General features: G+C 63.3%; 9 protein-coding genes. 2 read left to right on the forward strand and 7 right to left on the reverse strand.

Going from position 1 to position 12613, the window contains the following annotated elements:
* Nucleotides 1–11: 11 nt before the first annotated feature.
* Entirely contained in the window at nucleotides 12–1868 is a 1857-nt protein-coding gene (locus tag CR105_RS00405) for a phosphoenolpyruvate carboxykinase (GTP) (protein ID WP_099786460.1), read from the reverse strand.
* A gap of 331 nt (nucleotides 1869–2199) precedes the next feature.
* Between CR105_RS00405 and CR105_RS00410 the strand changes: the two genes are divergently transcribed.
* Nucleotides 2200–3201, forward strand: coding sequence for a D-2-hydroxyacid dehydrogenase family protein (locus CR105_RS00410; RefSeq protein ID WP_099786461.1), 1002 nt, complete (start codon nucleotides 2200–2202; stop codon nucleotides 3199–3201).
* A gap of 68 nt (nucleotides 3202–3269) precedes the next feature.
* Here the strand turns inward: CR105_RS00410 and CR105_RS00415 are convergent, their stop codons facing one another.
* A complete protein-coding gene (locus tag CR105_RS00415; protein ID WP_099786462.1) occupies nucleotides 3270–4049 on the reverse strand; it encodes an L-asparaginase in 780 nt (259 codons plus the stop codon).
* Between the two features lie 152 nt (nucleotides 4050–4201).
* Here CR105_RS00415 and CR105_RS00420 point away from each other — a divergent pair, with 152 nt between their 5' ends.
* Nucleotides 4202–4687, forward strand: a complete 486-nt coding sequence (locus CR105_RS00420; RefSeq protein ID WP_099786463.1) for an asparaginase domain-containing protein — start codon at nucleotides 4202–4204, stop codon at nucleotides 4685–4687.
* A 225-nt stretch (nucleotides 4688–4912) separates the two neighbouring features.
* Here CR105_RS00420 and CR105_RS00425 read toward each other — a convergent pair whose 3' ends face one another.
* From CR105_RS00425 to CR105_RS00445, 5 genes are all read right to left on the reverse strand, one after another.
* Nucleotides 4913–5809, reverse strand: a complete 897-nt coding sequence (locus CR105_RS00425; protein ID WP_099786464.1) for a recombination-associated protein RdgC — start codon at nucleotides 5807–5809, stop codon at nucleotides 4913–4915.
* 88 nt (nucleotides 5810–5897) lie between these two features.
* Complete coding sequence (gene dinB, locus CR105_RS00430; protein ID WP_099786465.1) at nucleotides 5898–6974, reverse strand: DNA polymerase IV; 1077 nt, start codon at nucleotides 6972–6974, stop codon at nucleotides 5898–5900.
* 145 nt (nucleotides 6975–7119) lie between these two features.
* On the reverse strand, nucleotides 7120–8910 hold the full coding sequence (locus CR105_RS00435; RefSeq protein ID WP_229413523.1) for a S8 family peptidase: 1791 nt from the start codon (nucleotides 8908–8910) through the stop codon (nucleotides 7120–7122).
* A 322-nt stretch (nucleotides 8911–9232) separates the two neighbouring features.
* Nucleotides 9233–10153, reverse strand: coding sequence for a transposase (locus CR105_RS00440; protein WP_099786884.1), 921 nt, complete (start codon nucleotides 10151–10153; stop codon nucleotides 9233–9235).
* Nucleotides 10154–10324: 171 nt separating this feature from the next.
* The gene (locus tag CR105_RS00445; RefSeq protein WP_099786467.1) at nucleotides 10325–12544 is read right to left on the reverse strand and encodes a TonB-dependent receptor; all 2220 of its coding nucleotides are present in this window, start codon (nucleotides 12542–12544) and stop codon (nucleotides 10325–10327) included.
* Nucleotides 12545–12613 lie beyond the last annotated feature (69 nt).

Here is a 12613-nt window from a genome sequence, read left to right on the forward strand (position 1 = left end):
TGGTCGCACGCTTAGCTAGTCAGCTTCGCTTCCAGCGCCTTGCGAGTGTCGACCAGCTCCTGCGGCAGGTGATACGCCAGCTTCTCGAACAACTCGTCGTGCAGCTTGACTTCTTCCTTCCAGCCGGCGTGGTCCACCGACGTGATGCGGTCGAACTTCTGCTCGGTGAAATCGAGGCCTTCCCAGTTCAGGTCGGAGAACGCCGGCGTGGTGCCGAACAGGTTCTCGGCGCCGCCGGCTTTGCCTTCGATGCGGTCCAGCATCCACTTCAGCACGCGCATGTTGTCGCCGAAACCGGGCCAGACGAACTTGCCGTCGTCGTCGGTGCGGAACCAGTTGACGCAGTAGATCTTCGGCAGGTTGGCCACGTCGAGCTTCTTGCCCATGTCGAGCCAGTGCTGGAAGTAGTCGCTCATGTTGTAGCCGATGAAAGGCAGCATTGCGAACGGGTCGCGCCGCACCACGCCGACCTTGGCGGCGGCAGCGGCGGTGGTCTCGGAGCCCATCGTCGCGGCCATGTAGACGCCTTCGGTCCAGTTGCGCGCTTCGGTCACCAGCGGCACCGTGCTCGAACGGCGGCCGCCGAAGATGAAGGCCGAAATCGGTACGCCGGCCGGATCGTCCCAGGCCGGATCGAGCACCGGGTTCTGCGTCGCCGCGACGGTAAAGCGCGCGTTCGGATGCGCCGCCTTGGTGCCCGACGCCGGCGTCCAGTCCTTGCCCTGCCAGTCGATCAGGTGCGCAGGCGCCTGTTTGGTCAGGCCTTCCCACCAGACGTCGCCGTCGTCGGTCAGCGCGACGTTGGTGAAGATGGTGTTCTCGCGCATCGAGGCCATGCAGTTGTAGTTGGTCTGCTCGTTGGTGCCCGGCGCCACGCCGAAGTAGCCCGCTTCCGGATTGATCGCGTACAGGCGGCCGTCGGCGCCCGGCTTGATCCAGGCGATGTCGTCGCCGATGGTCGTCACTTTCCAGCCGGTGAAGCTGGCCGGCGGAATCATCATCGCGAAGTTGGTCTTGCCGCAGGCCGACGGGAAGGCCGCCGCGACGTAGTGCTTCTTGCCTTCGGGCGATTCGACGCCGAGGATCAGCATGTGCTCGGCGAACCAGCCGGTGCCGCCCTGCTGCGCTTCCTGGTGGCCCATGTTCGACGCGATGCGCAGCGCGAAGCACTTCTTGCCGAGCAGCGCGTTGCCGCCGTAGCCGGAGCCGTACGACCAGATCTCGCGCGTTTCCGGGAAGTGGACGATGTACTTGGTGTCGTTGCATGGCCAGGCGACGTCGGCCTGGCCGGCACGCAGCGGCGCGCCGACGGTGTGCACGGCCGGCACGAACTCGCCGCTGTCGCCGAGCACGTCGTACACGGCGCGGCCCATGCGCGTCATGATGCGCATGTTGACGGCGACGTAAGGCGAATCGGACAGTTCGACGCCGATGTGGGCGATCGGCGAACCGAGCGGACCCATCGAGAACGGCACGACGTACATCGTGCGCCCGGCCATGCAGCCGTCGAACAGGCCGTGCAGCGTGCTGCGCATCGCTTCCGGCGCCATCCAGTTGTTGGTCGGGCCGGCCTGCTCCTTGGTGGCCGAGCAGATGTAGGTGCGGTCTTCGACGCGGGCGACGTCGGTCGGATCCGAGCAGGCCAGGTAGGAATTCGGACGCTTTTCGGGATTGAGCTTCTTCATGGTGCCGGCGGCAACCATCTCGCCGCACAGGCGGTCGTACTCTTCCTGCGAGCCATCGCACCAGTAGACGCGGTCGGGCTTGGCGAGAGCCGCGATTTCAGCCACCCAATTGATGAGTTTCTGGTGTTTGATGTAAGCTGGGACGTTCAGTGCGGACACGCCTCCCATGACGGGCTGATTCATAAAAACCTCCAAATGCTAATTAAGATTCGGTTGTCGACCGTCGCTCGCATCAGGCTGCCCGGGGAGAAAACTCCGCGCAGGGCCGGCGTCACGGCGGTCTCGTCGGCAACGTTGAGTCGGTTGCGGGACGGTGTTGCAGAGGAACCTGGCGGGAACGTTTACCCGCCAAATCCCAAAATATCGGGCCGATTGTACACCCCCAAAACGCTGCTGCAGACGTCGGACGGCCAAAAATGTAGTAATAATAGCCGACTAACGTAGTAGGCTACTCCGAGCCTCCGGATTCACTGTTATTTACCTACGAACTTTTATTAGTGATCTGCCAATCAAAATGAAAATAGCTGTTCTCGACGATTATCAGGATGCGGTACGCACCCTCGACTGCTTCGAGCTGTTAGACGCGCATGAGGTCAAAGTATTCAGCAGTTCGACCAAAGGACTGGGCCAGCTGGCCATCCGGCTGGCACCGTACGACGCGCTGGTGCTGATCCGCGAGCGCACTGTATTGTCGCGTGCGCTGCTGGCGAAGCTGCCGAACCTGAAGCTGATCTCGCAGACCGGCAAGGTGGCCGGCCACATCGACGTCGATGCCGCCACCGAACGCGGCGTGGCGATTGCCGAGGGGGTCGGCTCGCCGGTTGCACCGGCCGAGTTGACGTGGGCGCTGATCATGGCGGCCAGCCGCAAGATCGTGCCGTACGCGAACAACCTGAAGGACGGGCTGTGGCAGACGGCGTCGATCAACCCGGCGCTCAACGGCCTGGGCACGGTGCTGCGCGGCCGCACCCTGGCTATCTGGGGCTACGGCAAGATCGGCCGGATGGTGGCGGGCTACGGCAAGGCATTCGGCATGAGCGTGCTGGTGTGGGGCGGCGAGGCGAGCCGGACAGCGGCGGTAGCGGACGGCTTCCAGGCGGCGGCGTCACAGGAGGAATTCTTCGAGCGTGCCGATGTGATGAGCGTGCATTTGCGGCTGGCCGACGCCACCCGCGGCATCGTCACGGCGCAGGACCTGGCGCGCATGAAGCGCAGCGCGTTGTTCGTCAACACGAGCCGGGCCGAGCTGGTGGCCGAGGGCGCGCTGGAGGCGGCGCTCAAGCAAGGCCGTCCCGGCACGGCGGCGCTGGATGTGTTTACCAGCGAGCCGCTGGCGGCCGATGCGCCGCTGCTGCGCATGCCGACGGTGCTGGCCACGCCGCACCTCGGGTATGTCGAGCGCGACAGCTATGAAATCTATTTTGAGGCGGCGTTTCGCAACATCGTCAATTTCGCCGAAGGCAAGCCGAGCGGGATTTTGAATCGCGAGGCACTGGGCAGATCAGCAGCGGTCTGACTCGTTTTTGGGTTAGCGGAACAGCAGGGGTCTGACCCGATTTTCCTTTTCGGGTCAGACCCCTGCGGTTACGGTTTCTCGGTGAGACGGCGGGTCAGCTGCAGCGGCTCGCCGGTGATGTTGATCGGCGGCGCCGGCAGCACGTGGGCGCGCGTCCACAGCCCGGCCCAGCCTGGCGGCCAGCTCAGCTGCGGGCCGGAATACGGCGGCAAGCTTGCGCGCACCGCGATCACCGGCACCGGCGGGGTTTCGCGCAGCCGGTCGGCGGTGGCACGTTCCATATCCAGGCTATACATGTAGCCAGGCAGCAGCGCTTTGCAGACACCTTGGAACCAGGCAGTGTGATCCTCGTCGCGGCCCAGCGCTTGCGCCAGTCCTTGTGGATCGAAGCGCGCCAGTGCAGTGATCAGCTCGTCGGTGGTGGCGCCGGGCGAATCGCCCCAGCCCATCACCGGATTGACGTTGTAGTCGGCGCCGGAGCCGTACCAGCCTTCGCGCCATGGCCGCTGCATCCAGTCGCGCTGGCCGGTGAACAGGTGCCAGCGCCAGTGCAGCCCGGACGGTTTCGGCCAGGAATACAGGTACAGCTTTTCGTAGCCGGCCTGGTGCAGGGCGCGCACCATCGCCATCAGGCGCGCGTGCGGCATGCGGTCGGGCGGCGCGCGGCGAAACAGGATTGCTTCGCCGTCGGCGTGCTGGACGTCGTCGGTCGACAGGTTCAGGTCGAGCGTGCGCGCTTCGCTGCCGAAGCGGGCGCTGATCCAGCCGGTCAACAAATTGACGTGCGTGATCACGCCGTAGCCGCGGTGGCGGTGAAAGATAACGGTTCCTGGGGCAAGCGTTTTCATCGAGTCGTCGTGCGAAAAAAGGCCAAGTGTACTGAAGCGCTGAGGAAGATTCTAGCGTAGTCACAAGCAGATACAACCCCTTTGCGTGTTTGCCCGGCGAGTGTGGTACGCGCTATCATGGCGCACTCTTCCTTAACGAACCCGCACACACCATGAGCTTGCGCATCATCGCCACCGGCGGCACCTTCGACAAACATTACGACGAACTGACGGGCACGCTTGGCTTTGCCGACAGCCACCTGCCGGCGGCGCTGGCGCGCACGCGCATGACGATTCCCGTGGCGCTCGAACAATTGCCGCTGCTCGATTCGCTCGACATGCACGACGCCGACCGCCAGCGCGTGCTGGCGTCGTGCCGCGCGGCGAGCGAGAGCGCGATCGTCATCATCCACGGCACCGACACGATGCGCGAGACGGCGGCCGTGCTGGGCGCCGCTGCGCTGGGCAAGACAATCGTGCTAACGGGCGCCATGATCCCCTACGAGATCGCCAATTCCGACGCATTGTTCAATATGGGTTTTGCGGCCGGCGTGGCGCAGACCTTGGCGGCCGGCGTGTACGTGGCGATGAACGGCCAGGTCTTCGCGTGGGACAACGTCACAAAAAACCGCGCCGCTGGCGTATTCCAGCCGCTATAAAAATCGGGGTCAGACCCGTTTTTTGTTCAGGCGATGGCTCGCTTTTCGCCATAAAAACCGGGTCTGACCCGGATTTTTTTCGCGTGCCAGAATGCGCACCGCGCTGGGCGCACGCGTGTTTTGGGAGGCCGAAAAAGAATCGGGGTCAGACCCGGTTTTTATTCGGCGCTGACCCCGGTTTTAGACTTAAAAAACGGGTCTGACCCCAATTTTTTTTGGTGCGTTTTAGGCTTTGGCTTCGCCGCCGAGGGCTTCGACGATGTCGGCCATCATCTTCGACAGCTCGCCCGTCATTAGCATCATGTCGTTGTCGAAACGCTCTTCGTCGTTGCGCGTCGAGGTGTCGCTTTCCTTGATGACGTCGAGCGGCTTGATGCCCTTGATGGCAAGCGACTCGGTCAGCACAAAGGAAATCTTGTCGTTCCACGTCATCGCCAGGCGCGTGCATTGCTTGCCGGCCGCGATGTGGCGGCGGATGTCGTCCACTTCCAGCGCGTGCTTGACGTAACGGACCGCCGCCTTGCTCTCGCCCGTGGCGCGCAGCTCGGTGTCCTGGTCGACCGTGAAGCCGACCGGCGCTTCGTCAGTCTCGAGCCAAGCTGTCATCACTGCCACCGGCGAACGCTGTACGCGCAGGCTTTCGAGCGGCAACTTGTCGACTGCCTTCAGCAGCAGCTTGATCACTTCGTCGGCCTTGGCCGGGCTCGCCGCGTCGACCACCAGCCAGCCGTTGACCGGATCGATCCAGGTGAACACGTTGCTGCGAATGCTGAACGCGCGCGGCAGCAATTCGTCGGCGACGCGCTCCTTCAGTTCTTTCATTGCCTTCTTGCCCGGCGCGAAGCCTTGCGCTTCTTCCAGCTCGGCCGCCTTGGCCTTGGCAACCTGGTTGATCACGGAACCTGGCAGCAGTTTCTTTTCGGTGCCGAGCAGAATGAGCATCTGCTTGTTGACGACATGGACCAGACCGCCATTCGGGCGCGGCGTATCCCAGCCCTGGCGCAGCAGTTCGTTGCTGGTGGCGGGAACAAAACTTTGTGGCGCGAGGGCCGTTTCCAGTTGCTCAGGGGTGTAGTTCCACGGTGCCGGCAGGCGATAAATCTGAAGATTCTTAAACCACATAGTTGATATCCGTTTGTTTCAGCATGACAGAAGGAACGACATTTTACACGCCGGGGCCAGCCGCCCCGGTCCAAATTTGTGCCTGTGGTTAATCAAGCGAGGGGTTGCCAAACAGGCTCAGTTGCTCGATCGATTCGGCTTCGCCCAGGCGCACGCCGACGCCAAGCAGGCGCACCGGCTGGTTGCCGCGCGCAAATCCGGTCTCCATCAACTTCTCGAACTGCGCCAGGTTCGGCTCGCGCCCAACACACTCGACAGTGGTCTGGGTGAAGTTGGCGAAGCGCAGTTTGACGAACAGTTTGTTGACGTTTTTTTCGGCGCCGGCGCGCTTGATGCGCCCTAACAGGTTGTCGTAAAGCTCGGGCAGCAGCGCCAGGCAGGCGGGCAAGCCAGGCACGTCCGGCGTATAAGTTTCTTCGCAACTGACCGACTTGCGCTCGCGCGCGTTCGAGACCGGCCGGTTGTCGATGCCGCGGCACAGATCGTGCAGACGCGCGCCGAAGCTGCCGAAGTGATGCTGCAAGTCGAGCAAGGTCCAGCCGCGCAGGTCGTCGCAAGTCTGCGCGCCCAGCTTGTTCAGCTTGGCCGCAGTCACCTTGCCGACACCGTGCAATTTCTTGACCGGCAGCGCGGCGACGAAGGCGTCGACCTCGCCGGGCGTCACCAGCCACAGCCCGTCCGGCTTGTTCCAGTCGCTGGCAATTTTGGCGACGAACTTGTTGGGCGCCACGCCGGCCGAGGCGGTGATGCCCACCGTGTCGAAGATGCGCTGGCGGATTTCCTGCGCGATCAGGGTGGCGCTGCCCTTGCAGTGCGGCGAGTCGGACACGTCGAGGTAGGCTTCGTCGAGCGACAGCGGCTCGACCAGGTCGGTGTAGTCGCCGTAGATGGCCAGGATCTGGCGCGATGCGATGCGGTACTTTTCCATCGCCGGCGGCAGCACCACCAGCTCGGGACACAGTTTGAGCGCCTGCGCCGTCGCCATCGCCGAGTGGACGCCGTAGCGGCGCGCCTCGTAGTTGGCGGTGGCGACCACGCCGCGCTGATCGGGCCGGCCGCCAACGGCCAGCGGCAGATCGCGCAAGGTCGGGTCGTCGCGCATCTCCACCGCAGCATAAAAGCAGTCGCAATCGCAGTGGATGATTTTTCGGGACGAGTCGTTCACGCTGGCTCAAAATACTGTAAATGCATACAGTATTCCCGGAAACGTGCATTGTTGCAAGCAGCGGGCAGGACGCACCTCTGTGCGAACGAAAACAGGGGCGACGCACGCGTCACCCCTTCAGGCTTACCCGGTCAGACGGGCTTGCTTACCACGCCATCTTTAGCGTGTACTTGCCGCTGGTGGCGCCGGTGCCGCCGCTGTAGTAGACCACGCGCACGTAACGGGCGCTGGTCGTGGTGCCGGTGTTGCTCACCGATGCCGCATCCACCACGCCGGCGCCGTTTTCGCTCCTGGCCAGCAGTGTGCCGCTACTGTTGTAGACGTACAAATCGTAGTCGGCGGTGGAAGTGCCCATCGTCAACGTCGACGTCAGCGTTTTGCCCGCTGGCAGCTGGACGGCGAAGAAGTCGGTGTCGGTGCTCGAGCCCATGTTGCCGCTGACAACGGTGGCGCTGGTGGCGACGCTGTTGCTGCTGGCGAGGGTGTTGTTCGACTCGACTTCGTTCATCGCCGGCGCCGGCGTCGTCACTGTCCCGCTGGCCGCATCGACCGCGGCATTGGCATCGACGATGCCGGTGCCGCAACTGGTGCAGGTTGCCGGGAAGGCGCGCGCGGTGGACTTGAGCTTGCTCTCGATTTCGTCAGGCGTCAGGTTGGCGTTCTTCGACAACATCAGTGCGGCCACGCCGGCCACGTGCGGCGTGGCCATCGACGTGCCCTGGTAGAACGCGTAGTTGTCGGCGCCCGGCGCCTTCGTGCCCGCGTTGAGCGTCGACAAGATGCCGTTGGCGGCCACGCTGGTGTCGCCACCTGGCGCGGCAACGTCGACCACCGTGCCGTAGTTCGAGTACCAGGCGCGCCCGCCGGAGCGGTTGGTCGCCGCGACGGTGACGACGCCGGCGCAGTTGGCCGGATTCGAATTGCTGGCGTTGGTGTTCTCGTTGCCGGCGGCGACGATGACGACGGTGCCGCGCGAGCGCGCGCTGTTGATGGCGTTCTGGGTGGTGGCGCCGCAAGCGCCGCCGCCGCCGAGCGACATGTTGATCACGCGCGCCGGGTTGGCATTGGCCGGCACGCCGGAGACGGCGCCGCCGGACGACCAGATGATCGCGTCGGCAATATCGGACGTGTAGCCGCCGCACTTGCCGAGTACGCGCACCGGCACAATCTTGGCGTTGAAGGCGACGCCGGCCACGCCGAGGCCGTTGCTGGTGCGCGCGGCAATGGTGCCGGCGACGTGGGTGCCGTGCCAGCTCGACGACTGGTCCTGGGCCGGCTGGCCGGTGCCGCACTCGCCGGCGACGATGGCGTCGCCGGTGTCGCTGGCATCGCTGTCGCGGCCGTTGCCGTCGTTGGCGATGGTGGCGCTGGAGATGAAGTCATAGCCCGGCAGGAACTGGCCGCTGAGATCGGCATGCGGACGGTAGCCGGTATCGATCACCGCCACCTTGACGTTGGTGCCGGTGGCCTTGTCCCAGGCAACAGGCAGGCGCAGGCCGCCGGTCGTCTCGAAGTAATGCCACTGCTCGTTGTAGCGCGGGTCGGTCGGCGTGAACATTTTCTGCATGATCAGGTCGGGCTCGGCGTACTCGACCGACGGGTCGCGCGCGACCAGTTCGGCGGCGAGCGCGGCAACTTCCTCGGCCGACATCTTCTTGCTCAGTTGAACGATATGGGCGCCGGTGGCGGAGGTGTGCAGCATCTTCATCGACAGGCCGAACTGCTGGCCGGCGCGGTCGACCAGCGCCTTGCGCGCCTGCGCCATGGCCGGCACCTTGGCCACGCCCTTGCCGGCCGGGGCGGCATCCTTGTACTTCACGATCAGGCGGTCGGTCTGCATGATCGGCTGCACGGCCTGGGCCGCCGCGTGGAACTCGGGCACGCCGGCCATCGCCGTCAGCGGCAAGGCGCCGGCGACCGCAAGAACTGCACACATTCTCACCAATTTCTGATTCTGGGACTGATTCCGCTTCATGTGATTTCCTTTTGTTTTCCGATTGTTTAATGGGCAATTCCGGGCGCATGGCCTGGCTGCCGTTTTTACCTGGTGGTCTCCACACACAGGGCCGCCTGTAACGACGGGCGAACCAAGATTACACAAGAAGAAGTTAGTTCATTTGGGAAATCTCTCCCGAACTTGAGATTTCGCAACACTCGGGTCAAAATTCGTAGCTTGTTCGGCGGAAACGAATTTCCACCGAATCTCACGCTGATCGGTTTGATATTGAACGATGCTTGATCGATATTTAACGCTGGGGTCAGGTCTGACATTCGGACATTTGGCTGGGGTCAGGTCTGACATTCGGACATTCCGGCGGACTTGGGCTTCGTAAGGCACATGAGTCCGCCTCGAATTTCTTCACAGCACGGCTGACGGTTCTGTAATGCACTGTGAAGTGCTCGGCAATTTCGGGCATCGTGTACGCCCCGCTGAGATATGCCCTCGCCATTGCTTCGCCAGCGGTAGCGCAATTGCCACGGTATTCATGCAGCGCCAGAGCAACTCCCCTCTTCTGAGTCCGCGACGTCTCAGTCCTGTGAGTCAGCATTTCGCCAGCGTAAAATCGTTTGACGAATGCGTCGTCACCGAGCACGAGCTGATGACGAGTGCCGAGAAGGGGGCTGGCTGCGCCACGACCGCTGGCAACGAAATCGCGATATGCATGCACGGCGGCGCCACGCTCTTCGCCAAACTGGCTCAGCAACCAATGGGTATCAAGCCATTCGGGTGCGGGCGCATCGCAACACGTCATTGAGTAACTGCTCCAGGGCCATAGGTCGGCGGAGGTGACCATCCCGGCGCGAACCGGATTGAGCACAACGTATCGGCTGAGCGCCAGCAAGTAAGTCTGGCGTTGCACCAGGATCGCCTTGTAGCGCCCTTGGAACAGGTGGCCAACGATGCGATGCCGGAAATTGAAACGCTGCGTGAACTCCCCGTTCAGCTGACGCATTCCGCGGGCTAAATTGCCATCAGGAGTCTCGACCAATAAATGGTAGTGATTGCCCATCAAACAAAACGCGTGTACGTTCCAGCGAAATCGTGCACAGACGGTGGCAAGTACTCCCAGCCAGGCGTGCCGATCGCCGTCGGTGCGAAAGATCGGCTCCTGCCGGTCTCCGCGGGATGTGACGTGATAGATGGCACCAGAAAATTCGAGTCGAAGCGGCCTGGTCATGACGGACTCCTTAGTTGAGGTATGCCTCATTGGAGCGCAGCGGTAGCCGATCAGTTCAAAATGTCCGAATGTCAGACCTGACCCCAGCAAAATGTCCGAATGTCAGACCTGACCCCAGCATAAAAAAAGGCCGCGATCGCTCGCGGCCTTTTTTTGCTGAAACGCGACTGCTTAGAAGTTGCCCTTGAACTGGACGCCCACCGTGCGCGGCTCATTGATGAAGCCGGTCAGGTTGTTGAAGTCGATCGCACCCGTGATGCGGCGCGTGTCGGTGATGTTGCGGCCGAACGCGGCCACTTCGTACTTGCCGCTGTTCCAGATGTAGCCGAGGCGCAGGCCGCCTTCGGTCAGCGGCTTGCCGCTGAACTCAACCGCTTCGTACAGGAAGAAGTTGATCTTGCTGCGGTACGACCAGTCGGTCAGCACGTAGAGCTGGCCATCGGCCAGCGGCCACTGGTAGCGCGCGGTCGCGTTGACGGTCCAGCGCGGCGCCTGCGGCAACGGGTTGCCGTCGATGACGACGCGGCCGGCCGCGTTCAGCGGATCGGTGACGGTGCAGCTGCCGCACTTGTTGACCGACAGGCTGGCGTCGTTGATCTCGGTGAAGTTGTAGCTGCCGCCGGCGGTGACCTTGAAGTCGCTGCTGACGTAGGCTTCAAAATCGAGCTCGGCGCCGCGGCCCTTGGTCTTGGCCGCATTGATCAGGCGATTGACGTTGGAGCTGCCGCCGACGACCGTCAGTTGCTGGTTCTTGACGCTGAAGTCGTAGACGCTGAAGGCGACGCGGCCGCGGCGCTCGAACAGGTCGGCCTTGACGCCGGCTTCGACCGACACGATCGTTTCTGCATCGGCCACCGTGATCGGCACCGACGCCGAAGCGGCGGCAATACTCGGCGCGCGGAAACCGGTGGCGGCGCGCGCGTAGACGTTGACGTCCTTGTTGAGCTTGTAGGTGGCGCTCAGGTCCCAGTTCGCCTTGCTCTTGCTGGTGCTGACCGAACCTGGCCCGATCTGCACCACGTTGACCGCCGACACGGTGTTGAAGTCCTTCTTGTCGTTGGTGTAGCGCACGCCGCCGCGCACCGTGAAGGCATCGCTGATGGCGTAGTTGAGGGAAGCGAACGCCGCCCACGCGGTGTTGTCCTGGTGGCTGGCCAGGTGCGACGTCTGCGCGCCGGTGGTGCTGTTGAAGTTGTCGGTGTAACCGTTGGCGTCTTCATTGAAGTAGTACAGGCCAGCCTGCCAGTTGAGCGGACCGGCAACTTTCGACTCGGCGCGGAACTCCTGCGTGTACTGCTTGACGCCGCTGATGCCGCCGGCGGTCTCGACCTGGAACGGGATGAAGCCAGGGCCGGCCGGCGTGCCGCCGTCGATGTCGCCGCGGCTCAGATACCGGTTGACCTGCTCGAAGCCGCTGATCGAGTACAGCTTGACGGCGCCGAGGTCCCACGACAGGCGCATGCCGGCGCCGCTGGTCTTCAGGTTCTGGTAATTCTGCGCATTGGTGACGACGCGGTCGGCGTCGAAGCCGTCGGCGAAGTCGTTCGTGCCCTTCTTGATCAGGTTGGCGCGGAACAGGCGCGAGCTGCCGGTCGTCGTGCGCTGGTGCACGTTGAACAGCGCCGACAAGGTCGTGCTTGGTGCGTACAGCAGCTGCAGGCGCTCGGCGTGTTCGTTGTAGCCGTCCAGTTCGCCGCGCTTGACGCTGAACGCCGGGTCCGCATAGTTGTCGACGTAGTTGTCGCGGTGCTGGCGCAAGGTCGAAAAACGCATCGCCCACTGGTCCGACAGCGGCACGTTGATGGCGCCGTCGACGTTGATGGCGTTGTGCGAGGCGACGGTGCCGTTGTAGTAGCCCTCGATCTTGCGCATGTTCGGCTTTTCGGATTCGAACTTGACCACGCCGGCCGGGGTGTTGCGGCCAAACAGCGTGCCCTGCGGGCCGCGCAGCACTTCAACGCCGGCCAGGTCGAAAATCGGGAAGCCTTTCAGGATCGGGTTTTCCTGCACGACGTCGTCGTAGATCAGCGAAACGGGCTGCGAGGCGAAGGTGTTGAAATCGGTATTGCCGTAGCCGCGGATGTAGAAGCGCGGGAAGGTGCGCCCATTCGACGATTCCACGTTCAGGCTCGGCACTTTGCCGGCCAGCACGCGGATGTCTTCGCCGCCGGACACCAGCACGTCGAGCTTCTCGCCCTTGATCTGGGTGACCGAGACCGGGACTTCCTTGATGTTTTCGGTGCGGCGCTGGGCAGTGACGGTAACGCTTTGCAGCTCTGGCGCGGCAACGGCCTGGGCCAGCGCGGAACCGACCGGCAGCATGGCCGTCAGGGCCAGCATGGCGCCGTGGGCGCGCAGTACGCGCTGGTGCATCTTGGAGATCTTGATCATGAGTTTTCCTGGAAAAATTGCGTGCGATGAAGTGACCGTGCCTTGTCTCCTGCCCGCTGACGCGCATCC

Source organism: Massilia eurypsychrophila (genome assembly GCF_002760655.1).
Taxonomy (GTDB): Bacteria; Pseudomonadota; Gammaproteobacteria; order Burkholderiales; family Burkholderiaceae_D; genus JAFCUW01.